We start from the raw sequence: 20,644 nt of genomic DNA on the forward strand, positions 1-20,644 counted from the left end.
TTGACATAACGTGAAGAACGTTACAGTTCAGAAAGCTAACTAAAGCTGGCGTTACACCTGCGGGACCAATGCCCCACAAGCGTTAGCGGGTAGCGCCAGCCGTCGAAAACCCTGAAGGCCCTTGGAAAAAACTTCCAGAGCGTGAACCCAAATTGCCTTCGTGCGATCGTCGCGCGAGCTTTCGGCATGCGCAGCGGCGATCACTTCGAACGGATCGACGCCGAGAATTTCCGCAACGCGGATAGCCGTTTTCTCATCAAACACTGATTGCTGGTTGCGGTACTTGCTGACCGCGCCACGCGTCACACCCAGCACTTTTGCTGCGGCGTAGTCGGAGGGAAGGTCGAGGCGGGCTTTCACCGCGTCGAGCCAATCGACTGTCGTTTTCATAGACAACCCCTTGTAAATCAATTCAACCCGGCGTCAAAGGTACTGCGACGCTTCATTAGATGCAACTGTCTCCGCGACTGAGACGCATCAGCTATTGACACGTTTAATCAGATGAGACTATTCTCCGACCCGTCGCCTCGGCACCGGTTTTCAACCCCGCCGGTTGTGAGCTGATCCCTCACGGGCCGGGGCGATGTTTCACGCTGTATCCGTTCAAGGGGTTGAACAAGGGGAAGTCAAATGCACGTTTCGCTGCAACAAACGCTTACACCTTCGGCGCTCACGCGCCAATCCGTCGCACCGTATTTCCGTGCGCTGATGGACGCAATGATTGGACTAGTCCAGAAATGGACTTCGATTCCGAACATGCAACAGGCAGGGTGGGCCGCATGAAAAACATCGAAAACGAACTGCGCGACGAACTGCGGGCCGCGCACGCAATCATCCGCACGGTGCTGTCCGTGTTGACGTTCGACCAGAAAATCCAGTGGTCAAACGCGAACGAGCGCGACAACGTGACCGGCGAGGGGATGACTCGCGCCGACGAGCGGAAGGACGCGATTGAACGCGGTGGCGTCGACGCGCTGTATCGCGAGTTGAAGTGCGCGGATCGGATCATCGTGAACGCTCGGACGCTGCTGTCGCATCACCAGTGCGAACTGTGGGCCGATGCAATCCGCCTAGCCGGTGTTGTGTCGAGGAACGCAACGCGTGATGACGTGCGCGACAAAGCGCTACGACGTGCGGCGCAGGAACTGTCGGGCTTGTGGTTCGGTTTCGATCCGGCTGGCCCGGCCGATAGTGTCACGGTCGTGATGCTTCCGACGGACGTCATGTCAGCAGAGCACGCGGCGTTCTTGCGTGGGCTTGAGCGATTGGGCGCGCTGGTGTTCTCCATGCCCCGCCCGGCAGATCAGCGCGCCGGGGCAGGGGCGATGTGTGCAGCCTGAAACGAACGCCGGGGACCGCGTGACCGCGGTCACCCTCGGCGGTAGCAATTCCACTCGATAGTACGAACACACATAGCGGGGTGATTCAATGGCTCTTGTCTATAGCATTCCTCAGCAACAAGAGGCGGTTACGCTCGCGATTCGACGGATGATCCGTGCGAGCAACGCCGAGCACATCGCACGTCGACGCGCGAGCGATGAAGCAGAGCGGCAAGCGGTGACGCTTCGCCACGTCGAGCGTGCATTCACCATCGTGAGGTCCGCATGACGCTCGCGGACCTTCAGGCTGCTGCGCCGCGCCAGATCGAGCCCGGCATTGTCGAAACCGGCCCTTTCTATGAGCGCGGTTCACGCGGCGAGTGTTTGCGCGGTGGGTATTTCGCGGCGAACGGCTCGGAATTCCACTGGTACGAAGAAGGCGGTATTGCCCCTGACTGCTGCATGTCGCGCGACATGGCGTTACTCGTGGCACGTGAATGCCTTCACCCGGTGCTCGCGGAGGCAGCGTGACGCGAGCGGCAACGGAAACCGGCATTACGGCGCCGCTTCTCAGCTACGTGGGAAGCAAGTTTCGCATCGCTTCGTGGGTGCTCGCGCACCTTCCAGAACACGATATCTACGTCGAGCCCTTCGGCGGCTCGGCTGCTGTTCTTCTCCAGAAGCCGCGAAGCCCTGTCGAGATTTACAACGATCTGGATGGCGAAATCGTGAACCTTTTCCGTGTGGTGCGTGACGATGCGTCGCGCGAGCGCTTGATTGGAGCGCTCGAATTGACGCCATACGCCCGCGCGGAATTCGATGCCGCGTGGACGACTACCGACGAGCCGATCGAGCGTGCGCGACGCCTCTGTGTCCGCGCGCAGATGGGTTTCAGTTCGGTGGGGTCGACCCGGCCGCTGCATGCCCCGATCGGATTTGCCGCTGATGTGTGGTCGGACGGGCCGGGGCAGTGGAAGCGGTATCCGGGCAGGCTCGGCGCGATCGGCGCGCGTCTGTGCGGAACCATGATCGAGAACATGCCCGCTGTGGAACTGATCGCGCGATACGACGCGCCGGGCGTGCTGTTCTACGTCGACCCGCCGTATCTGCCGGAAGTCCGCAACAGCGTCTCGCGCGGCATCGGCCGCGACTACCGATGCGAAATGTCCACGTTTGAGCATGCCGATTTGCTGGCGATGCTCGCGAACCTTCGCGGAATGGCCGTCGTGAGCGGCTACGCGTCGGATATGTATGAGCGCGCGCTTGCCGGGTGGGCTCGATTCACGCGGAAGACGCGCGCGAACAGCCAGGCGGGAACCGTGGCGCGCGAAGAAGTGATCTGGATATCGCCGTCGGCGTGTGCGGCGGCAGGGATCGAGCCGCGCGAGGTCGAACGGCTCGACGCGATCGAGGAAATGCCCCTGTTCGCGGTCGCAGGCGCGCGGGGCTGACATGGATCAGTCGAGCGCCGACAGCACCATGACGACGCGCGAATTGCTGATCGAGGATCTAGCGGATTTCGGCATCGGTGCGGGCGTGCTCGCTACTCCCCCCGAACTGTCGAGCCCGGCGCGCACTGCCGAGTCGGATCAGGCCGAAGCGGCCGCAATGCACGTTCTCCGACCGCTTCTACGCAATCTTTCGAAGAGACGCTTTCTATTCCGCTACTAGCGGGTCAACAACAGATGGAGTGGTCATGAGCCAGCAGATCCACGCGAAGATCAAGCGATCGAGCAAGTATTACGGTCAGACGCTGCCCGGTGCAATTTTCCCCGTCGAAATCAATCCGCAACGCGATGAGTACGTCGTACACGGCAACAACAATTTTTACCGGTTGCGCGACGTGAACCTGTTTGTTGTTGGTGACGACGGTAGCCCACTGCGGATCGCATAACGCCGTTTTTCCATTCTGCTGTTGTGAGGTCAAGACGATGAAACATGCACCCGTGAAAAAGCCGCTCCCGCTGTGGGCGATTTGGCTACTCACTATCGTGTTTGCGCTCGCATGGTGCGGCACGCATCCCGAAGAAGGCACCGAGCCCGCATGGCCCGTTAAATCGACGCAACCCGCCTAACGTTCCCTCTCTCGATTCTCGGCCGTCTCTATGTGGATTTACGCGCGCGACGCGGAAAGCAGCGTTCCGAAACTACCCGAAGCAAGCAAGGCGAAGAAACGTCTTCCCGTGAAGTGGATGCGCCGAGCGCTCGAACAGGCGCGCGAGGCCGGGCGTGAAAGCGCGCGCACGTACCGCCAGCGAACCGGGTTCAACGCGGCGCATATGTTCGATCTCGCCGCAGCAGCGAACACGCTGCGCGACTTTCTGGAAGTCCACGCGCCCGACGGCATGCCGGTATCGCCTGATGCGACCGATCATGAAATCTGCATGAAAGCCCGCCGCATTGCTTCCGATGTGACGATGCGCGCGTATGGGCTTGAACTGGCCGATGCGCTCGTCGTCGCTCGCGCGACGTGCGGCGCTTACGGTATCGACATGCCTAATTTCGAGCATCCGGCCGATCAGGTCGCGCGCGTGAAGTGCGAACTGTGGTGGCGTCGCCAGTTGCGCAAGATGCACATACGGGGGCTGGAGCACTCGAACATTCGGCTGCACTTCGTCCACCTGAAAGCGGAGCCATACGCGAGCGATGAGGCCGTGCGGCGTCGCATTGCGCAGAATCGGCGCAACGCCCGCACGCTCGAAGCGGTCACGATGGAGAACGAGGACGGCCAGCGCTTCACGTTGGCCGAACTGGCCGCGAAGGGCATTTCGAACAAGGCGTTGAAGCGCGGCGAACTGTTCACGCGCCTGCGTGGATTGGAGGAACTGGCCGACGGCGCGCGGTATCGCGGCGTCATGTTCACGCTGACGTGCCCGAGCCGGTTTCATGCCGTGAGGCAGACCGGTAGCTGGTTCAAACCGAACCCGAACTATACGGACGTCACGCCGCGCGACGGGCAGGCGTACTTGCGGAAGGTATGGCAACGCATCCGCGCGGAATTGAGCCGCGAGGGCGTGACGTATTTCGGCATGCGCGTTGCGGAGCCGCATCACGACGGCTCGCCGCATTGGCATGGTCTGGTGTTCTCGAACGATATCAAGCGCTTCTGCGAAATCATGCGCAAGCACGGGCTGCGCGACTCCGGTAGCGAGCCCGGTGCGCGCGAGCACCGCGTGCGCTTCGAACTGATCGACAAGGCGAAGGGCTCGGCGGTCGGATACATCGCCAAATACATATCGAAGAACATCGACGGGCACGCGGTCGGCGACCACAAGACAAACGAAGGCTACGTCGTGCAGTCGGACATGTGGGATGACGATGAAATCACGCCGTCGGCACGCGTCGAGACGTGGGCCGCGTTGTGGGGAATCCGACAGTTTCAGCAGTTCGGCGGTGCGCCGGTTGGTGTGTGGCGCGAGCTGCGCCGCGTCAAAGAGGACGATCTACCCGCGATCGAGGAATCGGCGCGCATCGTTGCCGCATGGACGGCCGCGCAGAAGCGTGAGGACAAACCCGCCGATTGGGCCGCGTATTCGCGTGCGATGGGCGGCATCGCGGGCGAGGCCCGTATGGTCTACATCCGTCACACGGTCGAGCACCGCGAAGGGCGGTACGGCATCGCGCCGGTTCGTGTGCCGCATGGCGTCGAGGCAATCGGCATTGCGAGCATCGTTGACGGGCTTTGCTCGTACACCCGCGAAACGGAAATCTTCGTTCCGTCAACGCGTCACGTGTGGCGAGTGGTTCGGCGCGGCGGCGCAGCCGCCCGCCCTTGGACTGGTGTCAATAACTGTACGCAGCAGCCCGAGCACGTCGACGCGGTGGAAACGCCGGTCGCCGCGTGGCTCGAATACGCGGAATCATTTCGCATCGATCCGCCCGCAGATCCGGGCCGCATGCGCGTCGACGGCGCGCACACCCTCACCACGCACGACGTTTCCGACTGGCTCGCCGACTACGAAAAGGCCGACGCCGTGCCCCACACGCAACCTAACCAATCGGGAGCCGTATGAACGCCAGCTATCGCGATCCGCACGACATGACGATCGAATGTCCCGCGTGTGACGGGCATATCGAGGCGCGCCATTCTGAACCGATGAGCGACACCATGCGCCGCCTGTACTTCTACTGCCCGGACTGCGGGTTTCGTGCGCCTGCGTCGCTCGAAATCCTGTACTCCCTTTCGCCGTCGGCGTCGCCGCGCGATGGGCTCAATCTGCCGATCGTGCGCGCTGACCCACTGCGCGGCACCGTCAATTCGCGGACGGCGAAGCGGGCCGGGTTGTGACATGCGGTGGACCATGCCATGTCCCCATTGCAAGGCGCGGGGTATCGCGCGCGTGATGCTGCGAACGTCCGATCTGTGTTGGAACGTGGATTTCCAGTGCGACAACGTGCTGTGCGGTCACACGTATCGAACCGCGCTCACGATGACGCCAGAGGGGCCGGTGCAGCGCACCGAGCGGCGGGCGTCGCTTTCGCTTTTCGATGACTCGCCGGATAGCGGGTCTGTTTCTGATGATGGCGACATTCCGTCGCTGGGGTACTTGAAAGGGGATTAACGATGAATGCTGTCACGAACGTGCAGGCCGAAATGGAACTGGTGCCGGGCAATGTGAAAGAGATCGTGAAGCCGTTTCGGCAGGGCACGGCCGACGTCTACATGGTTTCGCTTGGCGCGATCCGCGTCCGGCCCGAATTCAATGAAGCGCGCGAGGCTGACCCGGAGTACCCGACGGCCGTTCGCGAGATTGCGGACTCGATCAAGGCGAACGGGTTCTTTCGCCACAAGCCGATCAAGGTCGCAGCGGCGGCCGACGGCTATCTTTACGTGTCCGACGGTCATACACGGTGGGATGGCGTGTTGCTTGCGAACAGCGAAGGCGCGGGCATCGAAGCGGTGCCGGTCATCAACGAAGTACGCGGCACGACCGAAGAAGATCGGATTTTTGGCCTGATTCTCGATAACTCTGGCCGCCGTCTGACGCTGCTCGGCGAGGCGATGGTGATCAAACGCCTGATCGGCCGCGGAATCGATGAGAAGGAAATCGCGCGGCGCTTGACGCGCAACGTCGCGTCGATTCGCAATGCGCTCACGCTCGTGGCGGCACCGACGCCGATCAAGGAAATGGTCACGTCGGGGGCAGTCTCGGCGACGAGCGCGGTCAAGGTGATGAAGGAACAGGGCGTGAACGCTGTCGCGCATCTGCAAGCCGCGAAAGAGGCGGCGACGGCGGCCGGTAAGACGAAGGTCACGCCCAAGGCTCTGAAGGCAGTCGGCGGCCAGAAGCAAACAGCCAGGTCAAACGATGCCGATCTGCTCGACTGGCTCGCTGCTCAAAACAACGTCACGATCAGCAAAATGCACGTGGCGGGAGATCAGCCGGTGTTTCGCGTCGACGTGTTCGACGTGATCGAAAGGCCGGTGTCCGGCGAGGGTGCCGACCTGCGCGCGGCGATCGTGAACACACGCGCGCGAGGTGCGAAATGACGGCGCTCGCGGCGCTGACCGCCGCCGATCTGCGGGCATTGGCTGACGTTGAGGGGCCGCGCTTTGCGCAGTGTTGGGCCACCGGAGCATGGTTCCACGCCGGTGATCGCGACGGCTGGCGCGGTATCGGGTGGGCCGTCTGGATGGAGTGCGCCGCACGCGCCTGGATTCCGCCGGACGTGGCATCGTTGACCGCATGGGGGGTGACCGATGGCCGGGCGCTCGTCCATCTTGCCTACGATGAAGGTGAGGCGCGATCGTGGGCCGTCGGCGCGCGGGCGGAACATCGAAACCGCGACATGCCGTCGCCGTCGTACGGTGTCGTGCGTCTTTCATGGCAGAGGCAGGACGGCTTGATTGGTTCGTTGTGGGATTTTGCTGAATCGGTCGCGAGCGATCCGGACGAGCACTCCGAGACGCGCGCACGTGCGCGCAAAGCAATGTCCCGCGCAGCAGTCTTTCAGCGGGCGCCTGTCGAACAGGCAACGGCGCCTATGCAATGTCAGGGGGAATGATGCAAGACGAAAACAGCTATTCCATCGTCACCGCGTGCGAACAGCGCGGCGATATCAAGATGGTGACGTTCGATAGCGCCAGTAAGGGGCTTACCATCGTGATGGAAAACGGCAAGCAATTCCGGCTCGAACAGCAGTACAGTGCAACGCACACCGGCTTTGGGAATGGCTACAGTGGAGCGTTCATTACGCTCGCCGCGCTGCTGCTCGCTCAGCATGAACGTATTACGGCTCTTGAGCGAGCGGCGGCCGTCGAATCACCTGTTGCGGCTAACGCCTAACGTTCAGGCAGTTTGCGCCGGGGCGCGCTCGTCGTTCGCGAAACCGGCGCGCTCCAACACTTCGCGGGCCGCGCGCCCCAATACCTCCTCCGACCACTGATTGATGCTTTCGTCCAGCAGGGCAGCGGCGATACCGACGCGCGCATGCACGGCCGGATCGATGCGGAGCATCAGCTTTCCGGATGCGGGTTTTTGCGGCTCGCGCCCGGCGCGCTGGCAGTCATCCAGATAGTGATCGACGGCCGCGTGAAAGTCTCGCGACAGTTCGTCCACCGTCTCGCCGTGGAAACTGATCTTGTCGTCCACGCCGAGCACGTGGCCGACGAAAATGTTATCGCGCCCGTCGAAATCGATCCGGGCGAAATATCCCTTGTAAGACATGGCGTTGTTCATGGCTTGATTCCCATTTCGATAAACCAGTCGCGCAAATCTTCCACCTGATACCGCTTCGCCTCTTTGCCCGGATGCGGGCGGTGGTGATAGCGGCGGGTGCCGTTCAGTTCGAAGGCGATGCGCGACCCTGCGCCTTCGTGGACTTCGCCGCCGAGTGCGGCAACGAGCGATTCAATGTCAGAAAACACGATCCCGGCCGAAGTCGGCTTGGTGAAGATCGCGGCGAGCGTGCGGGCGTGTTTCGATTTCATGCTGGCATGATAGCAGAAAGTGCTATCAGTATGCAATCAAAAAGTGATATCACATCGAGAAAGCGCGACCATGCGTCCGGCCAGTTTTCCGGGCCTCTGCGCGGTTCGCGCGCGCGATGGGGGCATGGGGTTCGGCGAGACGGCGGCAGGCCCGTAGCGGGCCAGACGCGGGCTCGGGCGGGCCGTGCCGCGCGGGCGGTAGGTGGGGGCGGATCACACTTCCGCCCCGGAATTTCGCAGTCCCCTCCGCGCCTGCGGGCTAAAAAGAAACGGCGATTCCAGACGCAACCCGTGCGACCGGTCGGGCCCCGCGCGGGGCGGGGTTCGGCGATTTTCGGGTGGATTTTCCAGACGCAAACAGGCGCGCAACGCGTGACACCAGACGCAGCACCGAAAAGTGCCAGATTCGGCACTTTTAGCGGTCAGGCGGCGACCGGCAACACGTAATCGTTGAACCGCACGATTTCCTCGCCCGCCCACTCGTTGATTTTCAAGAACTGCTGCTGGAGCGGCACCACCTCGTTCCGGGCGAACACGCGCGCCATCGGTTCGACCGCCCCGAATCCGCCCGTGTTGCTCGGCACGATGCCAATAAGCTGCGGCGGGATGCGGTGCGCCGCAAGCGAGTCGTCGCGCGTCACGTTCTTGATGTCAAAGAACTGGTCTTTCGCTGCGACTTCCGAAATCGGGATCAGTTGGACTGCGCCTTTCTCGCCGCTGCCGCCGCGTGCCGCTGAATGCAGAAACAGGTTTCGGAAATTGCCGATGCCCTTCGAGTCACGCAGCGCCTTCCGGATCGCGTCCACGTCCTCCGGGTCCATGTTCGGGTCGTTCACGTACAGGATGAACCCGGCATGCGATCCGTTCGCGTAGTAACGGCGCCGGAACAGCGTGGCCGACTCGTTCAGCCACGCGGACTGTAGTGAGGCGATGTATTCGGGCATGCCGTACACCTCCTGATTCACGTCGGGCTCCATGAGTTGGAAGATAGAGCCGGTGTCGAACTGGTGGCGGTTCAGCCAGCCGTCGATGAACACGAAATTCACCAGATCCGTTTTGCGCCGCGTGTACTTCGCCGGGGAAGGGCGGTAGCTGCGCACGCCACCCGCGCGGTTGCGCTCCCGTTCAAGGTAGGCGTCGCCGAAAACCATAAAATCGAGCGCGAGGCGGCGAAACGCGTCTCGGGAAAACTTCGGATGCTCGATGAACGTCGACGCGAGCACGTTGCGTTTGAAGTACAGCGCGGACGCGTGATGCGTCCCGGCGCGCATCGACTTCGCGAGCGCTTCGCGGCTGATGGGCGGTTCGAAATAGTCGTCTACGGCCCACAGCTCGGCGTAGTCGAGAATGTCGGCACCGTCCATCGCGGAAACGGTGTCGCCGAACGTGAACGATTCGACCGACGTTAGCGGTGCGCGCGTGGCGATATCGTGTGCGGTGGGTACGAGGTCGGAAGTCATTAGCAAATCTCCACGGTGCTGCGCGCGCGGCTTGCACCTTCGAGGGGTTCGTTATCGAGCGCGTGAAGACAGGCCCATGCAAGGTCAGCGTGGCCGATTTCTTCGTTACGCGCGGCGGTGTAGGTCATCTTTGCGCCGCTCGGCGTCATCGACCGTCGAATGGACAGGAACGATTGCGCGAGGTCTGTCATACCCGCGTCGAATTCCAGGCGCTTTTTCCCGATCACCGACATGCCTTTCAGGACAAGGCGATTTTTCAGTTCGGGCGAGTAATTCAACGCAATGACGCGAGGGAAAAACTGGCGCACAAGCTGATGGACGCCGTGGCCGATGCCGGTCGTGTCGATCGCGATATAGGTGACGTTGTAGCGCTGCGTCAGTTCGCGAATCTTGTCAGCCTGCGTTTCGAAGTCGATGCCTTTCCAGCGATGGCGCTCGAGAACGCGAAATTTCCCGTTCGGTTCTTCCGGCGGTGCGATGACAACGCACCCGGCGGAGTCCCCCGTGAGCGCCGGGTCATAGCCGATCCAAACCGGGCGGTAACCGAACGGGCGGTCAAGCAACGGCTTCACGTCGGTCCACACGTCCCATGAGTCGACCATGCAAGCCTGTACGAGCCGGAACGAGAACACCGAAGCGGTATCGTCGACGAACTGGCACATGTACAGGTTTTCGAAGTCGGCCGGACTGTTCGAGCGGCGCAAATCCTCCAGATCGAGTTTCGTGAATCCGGATGCAATCGCATCCTCGGCGGTCACGATCTGCCGCCACTGTCCATCACCGCACGCGAGCCCGCGCGCGAGCGACGTGTGCGATACGTCGATTTCAACCCGCTCGTCGTCTGGTCGATCGCGATTGAAGTGCGCGCCAGTCCAGAATGGATAGCCTTCGTGTGTCGTCGTGGACGGCGTGGAAAAGTGCGTCATCCGCAAATGCGAATGCGTCGCCATCCCCATCGCAACCTTGTTGAGCGTCGCGAAATTGCTGGTCCAAAAATACTCATCGAAATACAGATCGCCGTTATAGCTCTGTGCCGTGCGCGAACTGGTGCCGAGATAGATCAGGCCCGCACCGTTCGGGAGCCACATCGGATCACCGGTTAGTTCGACTTGTGCTGCATCCCATGCGAATTTCTGGATATACGCGCGGAACACGTGGGCCTGTGCACGGCTCGCAGACAGGAAAATTTGGTTGTATCCGGTTTCGAGGGCGCGCCCGAGCGCTTCGTGCGAGAAATAGAACGTCGCGCCGATCTGCCGGGATTTCAGGATGTTCCGACGGCGCAAATGGCGGTTCTCGTACCACGTGTGCTGATGCCCGATCAGTGAATCGCGGATCGCGTCGAGGATGCGTTGTTGCTGCTCCGGTGTGATCGCGTTGCGCGTCGTCTTTCGGCCCGACGAGCGCGACGAAGCGCGCGGCGTGCTACCGCTCGCGGTGCTCGTCTCAGTCGCGCCGGATTCGATGCGCTCGGCGCGAACCTGCATGCGCTGCTGCCGCTCCATTTCGCGGCCGAGTAGATCAAGCTCTTTGAAATCGCCGGGTTGTTTCGGGTCTTTCGCGATCAACACGCGCATGCGTTGCACGAGTGCATCGGACACCTTGTCCGTAGACGTTGCCTTGTCCCATCCCTCGCGCTGCTTCCATGTTTCGACGGTCGAGCGCGGTTCGCCGATGTACTCGGCGATCGTTCGGACTTTCCATCCGCTCCAAAACAGATCGCGCGCGACGCGTCGCGTCGCGAGGCTCGTCACGTTCGTTTCGGTCTTGTCGTTTGCTGCCGGGAAATCGGCGAAAGGGTTTGCAGGTTTTGCCATGCGTCGAGCGTATGCGCGCGCGCGGGCGAAATCGACCGCATGAATTTGTACCCGGCCGCACGCGCAGCGCACCGCGTTGATGGGGCAACGGCGCACGCGCACGATGACGGAACCGCTTAATCAGCGCACAGGAACCAACAGGGAGAAAACACGATGAAGTTTGTGCGGGTGGCAACGGAGGGCGCGACGACCGACGGTCGCGCCATCACGCGACAGCAGATTCAAGAAATGGCGGACACGTACAACCCGGCGAAGTACGGCGCGCGCGTGTTTCTCGAACACTATCGCGGCATCTTCCCCGACGGCCCGTTCCGCGCGTACGGCGACGTGAAGGCGGTCGAGGCGCGCACGGTCGAGGACGACAAGCTGGCGCTGTTCGCACAGATCGATCCGACCGACGATCTGAAGGCAATGACGAAGGCCCGCCAAAAGGTCTACACGAGCATCGAAATCTCACCGAATTTTGCCGACAGCGGCAAGGCGTACATGGTCGGCCTCGGCGTGACCGACAGCCCCGCAAGTCTCGGGACCGAAATTCTGGCGTTCTCGGCGAAGCACCCGGACTACTTCAAGTCGCACAAGCTCGCGCCGGAAAATCTGTTTTCGGTCGGTGTCGAGGTCGACGTGGCGCTGTTCAACGACGAACCCGCTGCCGTCCCGGTCGCGCCCCCTGCGTCGTTTGCGACGCTCGTTGCATCGAAGCTGGCCGAACTGTTCGGCATCGGTGCCAATGGTGGCGCACAGGCATCGGCACAAAGCGCAGTGACGGCACCGGCCGCGGATTCGACTGGTGGTGCCGTTCCGTCGGATATCGCCTCGCGTCTGTCGTACCACAGCGCATCGCAACAGGTGCTGATCGAGGACATGCGGCGTGAAATCGATGCGCTGAAAGCGGAAGGCGCGAAGGATCGCGCGGCGTTCAACGCACTGAGCCAGCGACTCGAACGCGAGCCGAGCGGCACGCAACGGCCGACCGCTACGGGCGGCGAATGGGACGCGACGGACTGCTGATCGCGGTCAGTGCATCAAGGCGAAACATCGATTCATCGGAGAAATCATGCTGGAAAATACTCAACGTGCGGTTGACCGTTACACCGAAAACATCGCGCGCCTGAATGGCGTCAGCGACGTATCGAAGAAATTTTCGGTCGTGCCGAGCGTGCAACAGAAAGTCGAAAAGCGTATTCAGGAATCGGCCGCGCTCCTGAAACGCATCAACGTCCAAGGCGTTACCGCGCAGGAGGGTGAAAAGCTCGGTCTGCTTGTCGGCGCGCCGATCGCGAGCACGACCGACACGAAGGTGAAGGAACGCGAAACGGTCGATCTGACCGATCTCGATCCGAACCGCTATTTCTGTTCGCAGACGAATTTCGACACTCACCTGCGTTACAACAAGCTGGATGCGTGGGCGACGACGCCAAATTTCCAAACGATGGTGCGCGACGCGAACGCGCAGCAGCAAGCGCTCGATCGCATCCGCGTGGGGTTCAACGGCATCAGCCGGGCCAACACGTCGGACCGCACGAAGAATCCGAATCTGGAGGACGTGAACAAAGGCTGGCTCCAGAAATACCGCGAGCAAGCACCGAGTCGCGTCGTCGCAGACGGCAAGGCGAAGGGCAAGATCGTGATCGGCGGCACCGGCTCCGACTACGCGAACATCGACGCGCTCGTGTACGAGGCGATCAATTCGCTGATCGAACCGTGGTATGCGGACAATCCCGACCTCGTGGTTCTGTGTGGCCGCGACACGATGCTGGACAAGTATTTCCCCATCGTGAACCGGGACAATCCGCCGACCGAATCGATCGCAGCAAGTCTCATCATCAGCCAGAAGCGCATGGGCAACGTGAGCGCGATGCAAGTTCCGTTCATGCCGCGCGGCAAGATGCTGGTCACGATGCTGTCGAACCTGTCGATCTACTGGGAAATCAGCGGCCGTCGACGCGCGATCATCGACAACCCGAAGCGCGATCAGCTCGAATTCTTCGAATCGAGCAACGAAGCGTATGTGATCGAGGACTTCGGCGCGGGCTGTCTGCTCGAAAACATCGTGTTCGCTGGTGCGCCGGGCGCTGACGAACCCGCCGCGCCGGGCGCGGGCCAGTAAGGGGCGGGCATGGTGAGGCATACCCCGATCACCCGGCACCTGATGCGCGTCGCCGCGTCGGTGGCCGTCAGCGAGCCTGACGCGCCGATCGCGGCGAGCGTGCAGCGCGGCCAGGACAGGGCGTCCGACATGATGCGCGCCAAGCTCGCGACCGATCAGCGACGGTTGAAGGAAACGCAATCCGTCGCGCGCAAGGTCGCGATCAAGCGCGAAGTCCTGCCGGACTACGTGCCATACGTCGGCGAAGCGCTGAACCGCGACGCTGGTGGTCAGGACGATGTGCTGGTCACGATCATGCTGTGGCGGCTCGATGCGGGCGACATGGGCGGCGCATTCGATATCGCACGCTACGCGATCCGCCACGGGCTCACCATGCCTGCGCAGTTCGAACGCACGCTACCCGCTACCGTGGCCGAAGAGTTCGCGGACGCGGCCGACGTACCGCCGTACATGCTGGCCGAAGTGATCGATCTGACCGAGCCGTTCGATATGGTGGATCAGATCCGGGCGAAGCTGTTCAAGGCGTATGGGCTCGCGACTGCCGCGAACGAACCGGCGGTCGCGCTCGCCGCGTTTCGGCGCGCATTCGACTTGAACGACAAGATCGGCGTCAAGCGCGATATCGCGCGGCTCGAAGCGGCGGTTTCCGGCGATGAATCTGCATCCATGCCCGACGGTGAGGGCGTGGATGCGTAACGTGTCCCTCGCGACGTGGCGGCACGCGTGCCGGGCGGTAGGTGGAAAGCCTCACCAAACGGCACGCGTCCACCGCCACACCTTTTTCGCGGCGGTGCCGAAATGAGCGACTTGATTTCCACCGCTCCGGTGCCTGTCGCCACTGCGCCCGCGCCCGACGATCCGTCGGCCGCGCCGGTCATTCGGGTGGATAGCTGGTATCCGTCGATCGACATGCGCAACGCGCGTGCCGTGCTGCGGCTTGTGGATGGCACGATCACGGACGCCCGGTTACGTGAGGCGCTGATCGAAGGCATCGCACACACGTGTGATGTGCTGGCCGACTGGCGCACCGAGAACGAGCGCGCCGGGGCGGGCGATCTTTCGGCGACGTCGCCACTCGAAATCGACGGGGAGAACGTCCAGATCCAGCGCTTCCGGCGCGCCGTCTACGGATGGGCGCGCGCGCAGTTGGCCGAGCGCTACCGGGATTACGACACGTCGAAGGACGGCGCACGCCGCGCGGATGCGCTCGATTGCGTGCCGGACGACGCCCGGCGCGATGCGTATTGGGCGATGTCCGACCTGATGAGGCGCGGCCGCGTCACGGTGGACCTGATCTGATGAAGGCGCACGCACTCCAAAACGAAACGGTCGACGCGCTCTGCTGGCGTGTGCTCGGCCGAACCGATGGCGTCGTGGAGGCGGTGTTGGAGGCGAACCCCGGCATTGCCGACGTGGGGCTTTTCCTGCCGATCGGCTACGAGGTCGAAATTCCCGACCCAGCTACGGTTTCCGGAACGGCCCCGTTGATTCAAATCTTTGACTGAGGTGGACATGCAAGGGCTCGCAAACACCCATGATCGCCGCGCGCTGTCCGCTGCGGTGAGGATTGCCTACATGGTGGCCGTAGTGGCGACCGCTCCGCGCAGCGGGATCGCGCAATACCCGCTCGCGCTGATGATGCTCGGGCGTGGTGGGTTGCTGGCCTATGCGCCGTTTATCGGGATGCTCGTCGTCGCAACTATGCAGGCTGCGGACGTGCTCACGAACGTGATTTTTCACGGCCGGTTCGCATGCTCGTGGCTCGCGGATATGCGGCGGGGGTTGTACTTGTACGCGGCGTTTTGGTATCTGGTGCCGCCGTTCGTGCTCGCGCCCGTTCTCGGCGACATGTGGAGCGCTTACGTGGTGTCTGTCGCAATGGCCGTCGTCTCGCTGGCGATGGCATTTCACGATCTATTCGAAAAACGTCATCGGAGGGCTGTGTGCAAAACCTGATTCGCTACCACTGGCTTTGGATGCTGATGGTATGGCCGCTGTCTGCGTGGGCCGCGTCGATCACGTTCGGCGACGATCTGGCGCACATTCCGGCCGCCGCGTTTGCCGTGTGCCTGCTGCTGTCGTTTATCGGCGGGCTCGCAAGCACGTTGCAGAAGCTGGCCGCTGACGATCCGCCGGTTCGCTCGGTGGCGTTGGAAATCGCGAAAGACACGGTCGTGTCGCTGGTCGCCGGACTGGTTGCGTTTTTCGTGTCGGAATGGCTCGACCTGCAATCCGTGTTGGAGGCAGGCGTTATCACACTGTCCGGCTACGGTGGTTCGCGAGTGCTCGATCGGATGCTCGGCCGGGCGCTGCGCGAGGTTGATCGCGGCGTCGACGCGAGCCGATAGATTTTTCACGACAGGATTCAGGGAGAACACATGCAGTTGACTGACCATTTCTCGCTCGCCGAACTGATCGCGAGCACCGAAGCACGCAAACGCGGCATCGACAACACGCCGTCGACCGAAACGGTCGACAACCTGCGTCGCCTAGCCCAAACACTCGAACAGGCCCGCGTGCTGCTCGGCGGAAAGCCGATTCTGGTTTCGTCGGGTTTCCGGTGTCCGGCGCTGAACCGCGCAGTCGGCGGCGTATCGGACAGCGCACACCTTTACGGGCTCGCGGCCGATTTCGTCTGCCCCGCGTTCGGCTCACCTCTCGAAGTGGTGCGCAAGCTTGCGGCGTCGAATTTGCCGTTCGATCAGGTCATTCACGAGGGCGGGCGGTGGGTGCATATCGGGCTCGCTGCTGACGGAAAGAAGCCCCGCCGACAGGTGCTGACCGCGAGTTTCAGCGGTGAGCACACGACTTACACGGTCGGCGCATGAACCCGGTCGCCGGACGGCTGCTCGCTGTCGCCGTTGCCGCGCTCGCGGCATGGGGCGCAGTGAGCTACGTCAAAGACCTGCGCGGCGACCTACGGGCTGCGCAGGACGAGGCGTCAAAGGCCCGCGAAACCGTGATGGCGCGTGACAACACGATTGCCGCGTTGCTCGCGACGGCGCAGGAGAACGCCAAGCTGCAACAGCGGCTCGGCGTCACGCAATCGAAGATCGACATTGCTCAGAAGCGGATCGAGGACGCAACCCGGAGGATCATCAATGAAACGCCCGAATCTCGCGCATGGGCTGATACTGTCCTGCCTGCTGGCATTGCCCGCTTGCACGCAAGTCCCGCCATCACCGGGGCCTGTGATTACGTTCAACACATGCCCGACGGTGACACGCTGCACGATGGCTGCAACGGCGCCAGCAACGAACGGTGACATGAGCACGACGCTTACGGCCGTGAGAGCGGCGTGGGCGCGTTGCGCGGCAGTCGTGGACATGATTTTTGACTGTCAGGCGCGGGCCGATGCTGGCGACTCGACGGCGACGGCGGGCGCGAAGTGAAGAAATCGGATTCGCTTCGCGCCGCGATCACGGCGGCGGTGCCGGGCCTTCCTGAAAATCCCGACCGGCTGTTGATGTTCGTGGAGGGCGGGCACATCGCGGCGTCGCCTGGACAAACCGCGTCGTTCGAATACCGCTACTTCGCGCGACTCGTGATGCTGGAATTCGGCGGGTCGACGGATTCGGTCATGGGGGCGATTGTGCAGTGGGCGCAGGCGAATCAACCCGATCTGTTCCAGAATCGCGACAACGAGGCGCACGGGATCGAGTTCGAGGCCGATGTGCTGAACAACAGCACGGTTGACCTGTCCGTTCGCGTCAAGCTCACCGAAAGCGTTGTGGCGCGAGTGGGTGAGAACGGACAACGCACATTTACGCACGTGGATGACAGCTTGCCCGCGAATACCGATTGGGATTCGGCTGCGTGGGTCGAAGGGCGCGATCTGGCGTCCGGGGCATGGCCGAAGAAATGACCGACGATCTGCACGCGCTCGAAATGCTGGCGATCCAACTGCTCGCACGGCTTTCTCCATCACAGCGGCGGGCCGCGCTGATGGGGGTCGCGCGCGTTATGCGGCGGCAACAGTCCGAACGCATCGCGCAGCAGTTGAACCCTGACGGCACCCCATACGAGCCCCGCAAGCGCGCGAGCGCGCGATCACGTAAGGGGCGCATCCGGCGACAGGCGATGTTCCAGAAGCTGCGCACCGCTCGATGGTTGAAGGTCGAAGCCAGCGCCGACGAAGCGGCGGTAGGCTTCGCGGGCCGCATCGCCCGTATCGCAGCGGTCCACCAATACGGCGAGCGCGCACCAGTCGCACCACACGGCCCCGAATACCGGTACCCGCGTCGGGCGCTCGTCGGTGTCGCCGCGCATGATCGCGAATCGATCCGGGGTCGCTTGATGGCGCATCTCGAGGGCCGAATTTCACGCACCTGATTCTTCCGCAACGTCTCTCGTATTCACGCCTTTTGTACCCGGCACGAGCACGGCCGCATGTGCTCGCCGGGCGTTCGCGCGCGCGCCATGATGTTCACGTGATATTCGGGAGCATCGACAGTGGAGCAAGCGGCAGCAAATGAAGCGCGACGAGTCGCACGCAATAGCGTGCTGTTCGGTCGCGTGTTCGCAATCGACGCATCGGACGCAGAGAACCCGGTGTGTCGCGTCGCGATCGGCGATGAAGATTCCGACGGTCAAGGGCTTCAATCCGGTTGGCTTCGCTGGACTACCGCGCGCGCTGGTTCGTTGCGCACGTGGAGCGCGCCGACGATCGGCGAACAGGTCAAAATCGATTGCCCGATGGGCGATCTCGCGCAAGGGATCGTCTCGGGCGCGCTGTACTCCGAAGATCGGCCCGCGCCGAGCACGAGCGTTGCCGAACACGTGATGCAGTTCGATGACGGCGCACGTATCTCCTATGACGAGGAATGGCACGCGCTGACGGTCGATCTGCCTGCGGGTGCAACGATTCGCATGGTCGCTCCCGCGTCCGTCGTCGTGGAAACGAAAGACGCGACCGTGAAGGCTGAAACGATCACGCTCGACGCCAAACAGACGACGTGCAAGGGCAAGCTCACCGTCGAAGGTCCGTTCGTGTTCCTGTCGGGTGCGGACGGACAGGCCGGTGAGGGCGGCTCCGGCCCGGTCATGCGTATCGCCGGACCTGCGGAATTTAAGGGCGTTGTGACTGCCGCTGACCATCAGGCGGGCAACATAAGCCTGATCCACCATCCGCACCAAGCTAAGGGCGAGTTCGCGATCACGTCCACCGCACTTCCGGCGGGCGCATGAGCGGCATGGACGCACAAACCGGGGCATTCATCGACGGTGACGAACACCTGTCGCAATCGCTCGCAATCATCATGTCGACCCCGCTCGCCTCGCGCGTCAAGCGCCGCACGTTCGGCTCCGAACTGCCGGACCTGATCGACGGGCCCGCGAACCGCGCATTGCTCGTGCGCGTCTACGCAGCGGTCGCGACCGCGATCATGCGGTGGGAGCCGCGCCTCACGCTCACCAAAGTGGCATTCGATGCCGCTGTGCTGGCCGCTGGCGATTTCCGGAACGGCCGCGTGCCGATTCTGATCGAGGGCTACAAGACGGTGAACGGGCGGCAAGTTCAGGTCAGTGTGAAATCGTCCGTCGACGTGTCGGGGGTCCGGGCATGAGCCAGAGCGTTATCGACCTGTCGCGTCTGCCCGCGCCGAACGTAGTCGAAGAAATCGACTTCGAATCGCTTTTTGCCGAGCGCAAGGCCGGTTTCCTCGCGCTCGTACCTGACGAGATTCGCGCGGCGGTCGCGGCAAAGCTCGAACTGCAATCCGAGCCGATCACGATCTTGCTGCAGGAAAGCGTGTATCGCGAAATGTACCTGCGCCAGCGTGTGAACGACGCAGCGCGTGCGCTGATGCTCGCATTCGCGATGGACGGCGATCTGGATCAGCTCGCGGCGCTGCTCGGCGTGGAGCGCTTGGTCGTCACGCCCGGTGATCCGGATACCGGCACCGACCCGGTGATGGAGTCGAACGACGACCTGCGCGACCGCACACAGCTTGCGCCGCAAGGTTATTCCGTTGCAGGGCCGGAAGGCGCGTATCGCTCGCACGCACGCGCGGCGCACGGCTCGGTGCTCGATGCATCGGCGACGAGCCCGAATCCGGGCGAAGTGCTCGTGTCGGTGCTCGTGCGTGAAGGCGACGGGACGGCACCGCAAGCCGTAATCGATGCGGTCGCGGCGGCGTTGAGCGCTGACGACGTTCGCCCGCTGACGGACAAGGTAACGGTCAGAAGCGCCGAAATCGTGAAGTACGGCATCGACGCGATCATCTACACCTACGCGGGGCCTGATTCGGGCGTGGTCATCACGGAGGCACAGTCGCGCGCGCAGAAGTTCGCCGACAACTCGCGGCGCAACGGCCGGGAAATCCCGTTGTCCGGGATCTATGCCGCGCTGCATGCCGAAGGCGTCGAGCGCGTCGTGCTCATTTCCCCTGCGAAGGATATTGCGATTACGTCCACGCAGGCGTCGTTCTGCTCGTCGTTGAAGGTGAAGCACGGGGGCGTGTATGGCGGATGACCTGTTGCCGCCGAACGCGTCGCCGCTCATGCGTGCAGCGGCGCGAGCCAATGCGCCGCTCGGTGACGTTCCCGTTCCCCTGCGTGACCTGATGAACGCGGAACGCATTCCCCTTGATCTGCTCCCGTGGCTCGCCTGGCATCTGGGCGTCGTCACGTGGAAAAACGAATGGCCGGAACAGGTGCGCCGGGCACGCGTGAAAGCGGCAATCCCGATTGCGCGCAAGAACGGCACGGCGGCAGCGGTGCGCGACGTGGTCGAAAGCTTCGGCGGAAACATCGTTCTTCGCGAGTGGTTCGAGCAAACCCCGCCCGCCGCGCCGTACACGTTCGAACTTTTCATGACTGTGGCCGCACGTGACGGCAACCCGCCGACCGCGGATTACATCGCCGACATTCTGCGCGAAGTCGATCGATCGAAACCCGTGCGCGCTCACTACACCTTCACGCAGGGGTTTTCGCTTAGTGGCTCGATCGGTGTCGGGGCTGGTGGACAGGCCGCGCTCTATCGTCGTCTGACGTTGACGGAACAATGA

The 20,644-nt window shown here is 62.7% G+C and carries 32 protein-coding genes; 27 read left to right on the forward strand and 5 right to left on the reverse strand.

Translation table 11 applies throughout. From position 1 onward, the window contains the following. Positions 1 to 51 precede the first annotated feature (51 nt). Positions 52 to 390, reverse strand: coding sequence for a DUF3693 domain-containing protein (locus U5809_RS33690; protein WP_124583477.1), 339 nt, complete (start codon positions 388 to 390; stop codon positions 52 to 54). A gap of 389 nt (positions 391 to 779) precedes the next feature. Here U5809_RS33690 and U5809_RS33695 point away from each other — a divergent pair, with 389 nt between their 5' ends. The 11 genes from U5809_RS33695 to U5809_RS33745 all read left to right on the forward strand — a co-directional run bounded on the left by U5809_RS33695 (position 780) and on the right by U5809_RS33745 (position 7,606). Beyond that, a complete protein-coding gene (locus U5809_RS33695) occupies positions 780 to 1,340 on the forward strand; it encodes a hypothetical protein (protein ID WP_322089720.1) in 561 nt (186 codons plus the stop codon). Between the two features lie 264 nt (positions 1,341 to 1,604). Then, positions 1,605 to 1,850 (forward strand): hypothetical protein, encoded by a 246-nt coding sequence (locus tag U5809_RS33700; RefSeq protein WP_322089721.1) that lies wholly within the window; start codon positions 1,605 to 1,607, stop codon positions 1,848 to 1,850. Next, positions 1,847 to 2,770 (forward strand): DNA adenine methylase, encoded by a 924-nt coding sequence (locus U5809_RS33705; RefSeq protein ID WP_322089722.1) that lies wholly within the window; start codon positions 1,847 to 1,849, stop codon positions 2,768 to 2,770. The genes U5809_RS33700 and U5809_RS33705 overlap by 4 nt, the downstream gene beginning before the upstream one ends. 1 nt (position 2,771) lies before the next feature. Beyond that, on the forward strand, positions 2,772 to 2,990 hold the full coding sequence (locus tag U5809_RS33710; protein WP_322089723.1) for a hypothetical protein: 219 nt from the start codon (positions 2,772 to 2,774) through the stop codon (positions 2,988 to 2,990). A 25-nt stretch (positions 2,991 to 3,015) separates the two neighbouring features. After that, on the forward strand, positions 3,016 to 3,213 hold the full coding sequence (locus tag U5809_RS33715) for a hypothetical protein (RefSeq protein WP_322089724.1): 198 nt from the start codon (positions 3,016 to 3,018) through the stop codon (positions 3,211 to 3,213). A 676-nt stretch (positions 3,214 to 3,889) separates the two neighbouring features. Next, on the forward strand, positions 3,890 to 5,332 hold the full coding sequence (locus tag U5809_RS33720; RefSeq protein WP_415877981.1) for a replication endonuclease: 1,443 nt from the start codon (positions 3,890 to 3,892) through the stop codon (positions 5,330 to 5,332). Then, the gene (locus tag U5809_RS33725) at positions 5,329 to 5,607 is read left to right on the forward strand and encodes an ogr/Delta-like zinc finger family protein (RefSeq protein ID WP_322089725.1); all 279 of its coding nucleotides are present in this window, start codon (positions 5,329 to 5,331) and stop codon (positions 5,605 to 5,607) included. Before U5809_RS33720 ends, U5809_RS33725 begins: the two co-directional genes overlap by 4 nt. A gap of 13 nt (positions 5,608 to 5,620) precedes the next feature. Further along, entirely contained in the window at positions 5,621 to 5,881 is a 261-nt protein-coding gene (locus U5809_RS33730) for an ogr/Delta-like zinc finger family protein (protein WP_322089726.1), read from the forward strand. 2 nt (positions 5,882 to 5,883) lie between these two features. After that, positions 5,884 to 6,810, forward strand: coding sequence for a ParB/RepB/Spo0J family partition protein (locus tag U5809_RS33735; protein ID WP_322089727.1), 927 nt, complete (start codon positions 5,884 to 5,886; stop codon positions 6,808 to 6,810). Next, a complete protein-coding gene (locus U5809_RS33740; protein ID WP_322089728.1) occupies positions 6,807 to 7,325 on the forward strand; it encodes a hypothetical protein in 519 nt (172 codons plus the stop codon). Before U5809_RS33735 ends, U5809_RS33740 begins: the two co-directional genes overlap by 4 nt. After that, positions 7,322 to 7,606, forward strand: a complete 285-nt coding sequence (locus U5809_RS33745; RefSeq protein ID WP_322089729.1) for a hypothetical protein — start codon at positions 7,322 to 7,324, stop codon at positions 7,604 to 7,606. Before U5809_RS33740 ends, U5809_RS33745 begins: the two co-directional genes overlap by 4 nt. 3 nt (positions 7,607 to 7,609) lie before the next feature. On the opposite strand, the gene U5809_RS33750 is transcribed toward U5809_RS33745, so the two are convergent. The 4 genes from U5809_RS33750 to U5809_RS33765 form a co-directional block, all read right to left on the reverse strand. Continuing rightward, on the reverse strand, positions 7,610 to 7,999 hold the full coding sequence (locus U5809_RS33750; RefSeq protein WP_059588399.1) for a type II toxin-antitoxin system HicB family antitoxin: 390 nt from the start codon (positions 7,997 to 7,999) through the stop codon (positions 7,610 to 7,612). Further along, complete coding sequence (locus U5809_RS33755) at positions 7,996 to 8,250, reverse strand: type II toxin-antitoxin system HicA family toxin (RefSeq protein WP_027808291.1); 255 nt, start codon at positions 8,248 to 8,250, stop codon at positions 7,996 to 7,998. Before U5809_RS33755 ends, U5809_RS33750 begins: the two co-directional genes overlap by 4 nt. A 422-nt stretch (positions 8,251 to 8,672) precedes the next feature. Beyond that, on the reverse strand, positions 8,673 to 9,710 hold the full coding sequence (locus U5809_RS33760) for a phage portal protein (protein WP_322089731.1): 1,038 nt from the start codon (positions 9,708 to 9,710) through the stop codon (positions 8,673 to 8,675). Continuing rightward, positions 9,710 to 11,527, reverse strand: coding sequence for a terminase large subunit domain-containing protein (locus tag U5809_RS33765; protein WP_322089732.1), 1,818 nt, complete (start codon positions 11,525 to 11,527; stop codon positions 9,710 to 9,712). Before U5809_RS33765 ends, U5809_RS33760 begins: the two co-directional genes overlap by 1 nt. A 153-nt stretch (positions 11,528 to 11,680) precedes the next feature. Here U5809_RS33765 and U5809_RS33770 point away from each other — a divergent pair, with 153 nt between their 5' ends. The 16 genes from U5809_RS33770 to U5809_RS33845 all read left to right on the forward strand — a co-directional run bounded on the left by U5809_RS33770 (position 11,681) and on the right by U5809_RS33845 (position 20,644). Further along, positions 11,681 to 12,538 carry a GPO family capsid scaffolding protein gene (locus U5809_RS33770; protein WP_322089733.1) on the forward strand — a complete coding sequence of 286 codons (858 nt, stop codon included), beginning with the start codon at positions 11,681 to 11,683 and terminating at the stop codon, positions 12,536 to 12,538. A 46-nt stretch (positions 12,539 to 12,584) separates the two neighbouring features. After that, a complete protein-coding gene (locus U5809_RS33775; protein WP_322089734.1) occupies positions 12,585 to 13,637 on the forward strand; it encodes a phage major capsid protein, P2 family in 1,053 nt (350 codons plus the stop codon). 9 nt (positions 13,638 to 13,646) lie between these two features. Beyond that, on the forward strand, positions 13,647 to 14,333 hold the full coding sequence (gene gpM / locus U5809_RS33780; protein ID WP_322089735.1) for a phage terminase small subunit: 687 nt from the start codon (positions 13,647 to 13,649) through the stop codon (positions 14,331 to 14,333). Between the two features lie 102 nt (positions 14,334 to 14,435). Then, complete coding sequence (locus tag U5809_RS33785) at positions 14,436 to 14,936, forward strand: head completion/stabilization protein (RefSeq protein ID WP_322089736.1); 501 nt, start codon at positions 14,436 to 14,438, stop codon at positions 14,934 to 14,936. Further along, complete coding sequence (locus U5809_RS33790) at positions 14,936 to 15,142, forward strand: tail protein X (RefSeq protein WP_027808296.1); 207 nt, start codon at positions 14,936 to 14,938, stop codon at positions 15,140 to 15,142. The genes U5809_RS33785 and U5809_RS33790 overlap by 1 nt, the downstream gene beginning before the upstream one ends. A 7-nt stretch (positions 15,143 to 15,149) precedes the next feature. Beyond that, positions 15,150 to 15,593: a hypothetical protein gene (locus U5809_RS33795; RefSeq protein ID WP_322089737.1), complete on the forward strand. Its 444-nt coding sequence runs from the start codon at positions 15,150 to 15,152 to the stop codon at positions 15,591 to 15,593. Further along, on the forward strand, positions 15,581 to 15,985 hold the full coding sequence (locus U5809_RS33800; RefSeq protein ID WP_027808298.1) for a phage holin family protein: 405 nt from the start codon (positions 15,581 to 15,583) through the stop codon (positions 15,983 to 15,985). The genes U5809_RS33795 and U5809_RS33800 overlap by 13 nt, the downstream gene beginning before the upstream one ends. A 30-nt stretch (positions 15,986 to 16,015) precedes the next feature. Then, positions 16,016 to 16,465: a D-Ala-D-Ala carboxypeptidase family metallohydrolase gene (locus tag U5809_RS33805; RefSeq protein ID WP_322089738.1), complete on the forward strand. Its 450-nt coding sequence runs from the start codon at positions 16,016 to 16,018 to the stop codon at positions 16,463 to 16,465. Continuing rightward, positions 16,462 to 16,902, forward strand: a complete 441-nt coding sequence (gene lysB, locus U5809_RS33810) for an Rz-like lysis system protein LysB (protein WP_322089739.1) — start codon at positions 16,462 to 16,464, stop codon at positions 16,900 to 16,902. The genes U5809_RS33805 and lysB overlap by 4 nt, the downstream gene beginning before the upstream one ends. Continuing rightward, on the forward strand, positions 16,790 to 17,029 hold the full coding sequence (gene lysC / locus U5809_RS33815) for an Rz1-like lysis system protein LysC (protein WP_322089740.1): 240 nt from the start codon (positions 16,790 to 16,792) through the stop codon (positions 17,027 to 17,029). The genes lysB and lysC overlap by 113 nt, the downstream gene beginning before the upstream one ends. After that, positions 17,026 to 17,502, forward strand: a complete 477-nt coding sequence (locus U5809_RS33820; RefSeq protein WP_322089741.1) for a phage tail protein — start codon at positions 17,026 to 17,028, stop codon at positions 17,500 to 17,502. Before lysC ends, U5809_RS33820 begins: the two co-directional genes overlap by 4 nt. Continuing rightward, on the forward strand, positions 17,499 to 17,969 hold the full coding sequence (locus tag U5809_RS33825; protein ID WP_322089760.1) for a phage virion morphogenesis protein: 471 nt from the start codon (positions 17,499 to 17,501) through the stop codon (positions 17,967 to 17,969). The genes U5809_RS33820 and U5809_RS33825 overlap by 4 nt, the downstream gene beginning before the upstream one ends. Before the next feature lie 120 nt (positions 17,970 to 18,089). Further along, a complete protein-coding gene (locus U5809_RS33830) occupies positions 18,090 to 18,824 on the forward strand; it encodes a phage baseplate assembly protein V (RefSeq protein WP_322089742.1) in 735 nt (244 codons plus the stop codon). Beyond that, positions 18,821 to 19,201, forward strand: coding sequence for a GPW/gp25 family protein (locus tag U5809_RS33835; RefSeq protein WP_322089743.1), 381 nt, complete (start codon positions 18,821 to 18,823; stop codon positions 19,199 to 19,201). The genes U5809_RS33830 and U5809_RS33835 overlap by 4 nt, the downstream gene beginning before the upstream one ends. Then, on the forward strand, positions 19,198 to 20,109 hold the full coding sequence (locus tag U5809_RS33840) for a baseplate J/gp47 family protein (protein ID WP_322089745.1): 912 nt from the start codon (positions 19,198 to 19,200) through the stop codon (positions 20,107 to 20,109). Before U5809_RS33835 ends, U5809_RS33840 begins: the two co-directional genes overlap by 4 nt. Next, on the forward strand, positions 20,099 to 20,644 hold the full coding sequence (locus U5809_RS33845) for a phage tail protein I (RefSeq protein WP_322089746.1): 546 nt from the start codon (positions 20,099 to 20,101) through the stop codon (positions 20,642 to 20,644). Before U5809_RS33840 ends, U5809_RS33845 begins: the two co-directional genes overlap by 11 nt.

The organism is Burkholderia sp. BCC1999 (genome assembly GCF_905339975.1).
Lineage (GTDB): Bacteria > Pseudomonadota > Gammaproteobacteria > Burkholderiales > Burkholderiaceae > Burkholderia.

Coding starts and splice junctions, on each gene's coding strand:
- U5809_RS33710 (WP_322089723.1), top strand. CDS start 2,772: ATGGATCAGTCGAGCGCCGACAGCACCATGACGACGCGCGAATTGCTG.
- U5809_RS33765 (WP_322089732.1), bottom strand. CDS start 11,527: ATGGCAAAACCTGCAAACCCTTTCGCCGATTTCCCGGCAGCAAACGAC.
- U5809_RS33785 (WP_322089736.1), top strand. CDS start 14,436: ATGAGCGACTTGATTTCCACCGCTCCGGTGCCTGTCGCCACTGCGCCC.
- U5809_RS33770 (WP_322089733.1), top strand. CDS start 11,681: ATGAAGTTTGTGCGGGTGGCAACGGAGGGCGCGACGACCGACGGTCGC.
- U5809_RS33695 (WP_322089720.1), top strand. CDS start 780: ATGAAAAACATCGAAAACGAACTGCGCGACGAACTGCGGGCCGCGCAC.
- U5809_RS33700 (WP_322089721.1), top strand. CDS start 1,605: ATGACGCTCGCGGACCTTCAGGCTGCTGCGCCGCGCCAGATCGAGCCC.
- U5809_RS33720 (WP_415877981.1), top strand. CDS start 3,890: ATGCACATACGGGGGCTGGAGCACTCGAACATTCGGCTGCACTTCGTC.
- U5809_RS33845 (WP_322089746.1), top strand. CDS start 20,099: ATGGCGGATGACCTGTTGCCGCCGAACGCGTCGCCGCTCATGCGTGCA.
- U5809_RS33725 (WP_322089725.1), top strand. CDS start 5,329: ATGAACGCCAGCTATCGCGATCCGCACGACATGACGATCGAATGTCCC.
- U5809_RS33775 (WP_322089734.1), top strand. CDS start 12,585: ATGCTGGAAAATACTCAACGTGCGGTTGACCGTTACACCGAAAACATC.
- U5809_RS33835 (WP_322089743.1), top strand. CDS start 18,821: ATGAGCGGCATGGACGCACAAACCGGGGCATTCATCGACGGTGACGAA.
- U5809_RS33740 (WP_322089728.1), top strand. CDS start 6,807: ATGACGGCGCTCGCGGCGCTGACCGCCGCCGATCTGCGGGCATTGGCT.
- U5809_RS33730 (WP_322089726.1), top strand. CDS start 5,621: ATGCCATGTCCCCATTGCAAGGCGCGGGGTATCGCGCGCGTGATGCTG.
- U5809_RS33750 (WP_059588399.1), bottom strand. CDS start 7,999: ATGAACAACGCCATGTCTTACAAGGGATATTTCGCCCGGATCGATTTC.
- U5809_RS33795 (WP_322089737.1), top strand. CDS start 15,150: ATGCAAGGGCTCGCAAACACCCATGATCGCCGCGCGCTGTCCGCTGCG.
- gpM (WP_322089735.1), top strand. CDS start 13,647: ATGGTGAGGCATACCCCGATCACCCGGCACCTGATGCGCGTCGCCGCG.
- lysB (WP_322089739.1), top strand. CDS start 16,462: ATGAACCCGGTCGCCGGACGGCTGCTCGCTGTCGCCGTTGCCGCGCTC.
- U5809_RS33825 (WP_322089760.1), top strand. CDS start 17,499: ATGACCGACGATCTGCACGCGCTCGAAATGCTGGCGATCCAACTGCTC.
- U5809_RS33735 (WP_322089727.1), top strand. CDS start 5,884: ATGAATGCTGTCACGAACGTGCAGGCCGAAATGGAACTGGTGCCGGGC.
- U5809_RS33805 (WP_322089738.1), top strand. CDS start 16,016: ATGCAGTTGACTGACCATTTCTCGCTCGCCGAACTGATCGCGAGCACC.
- U5809_RS33745 (WP_322089729.1), top strand. CDS start 7,322: ATGATGCAAGACGAAAACAGCTATTCCATCGTCACCGCGTGCGAACAG.
- U5809_RS33690 (WP_124583477.1), bottom strand. CDS start 390: ATGAAAACGACAGTCGATTGGCTCGACGCGGTGAAAGCCCGCCTCGAC.
- U5809_RS33755 (WP_027808291.1), bottom strand. CDS start 8,250: ATGAAATCGAAACACGCCCGCACGCTCGCCGCGATCTTCACCAAGCCG.
- U5809_RS33760 (WP_322089731.1), bottom strand. CDS start 9,710: ATGACTTCCGACCTCGTACCCACCGCACACGATATCGCCACGCGCGCA.
- U5809_RS33715 (WP_322089724.1), top strand. CDS start 3,016: ATGAGCCAGCAGATCCACGCGAAGATCAAGCGATCGAGCAAGTATTAC.
- U5809_RS33840 (WP_322089745.1), top strand. CDS start 19,198: ATGAGCCAGAGCGTTATCGACCTGTCGCGTCTGCCCGCGCCGAACGTA.
- U5809_RS33790 (WP_027808296.1), top strand. CDS start 14,936: ATGAAGGCGCACGCACTCCAAAACGAAACGGTCGACGCGCTCTGCTGG.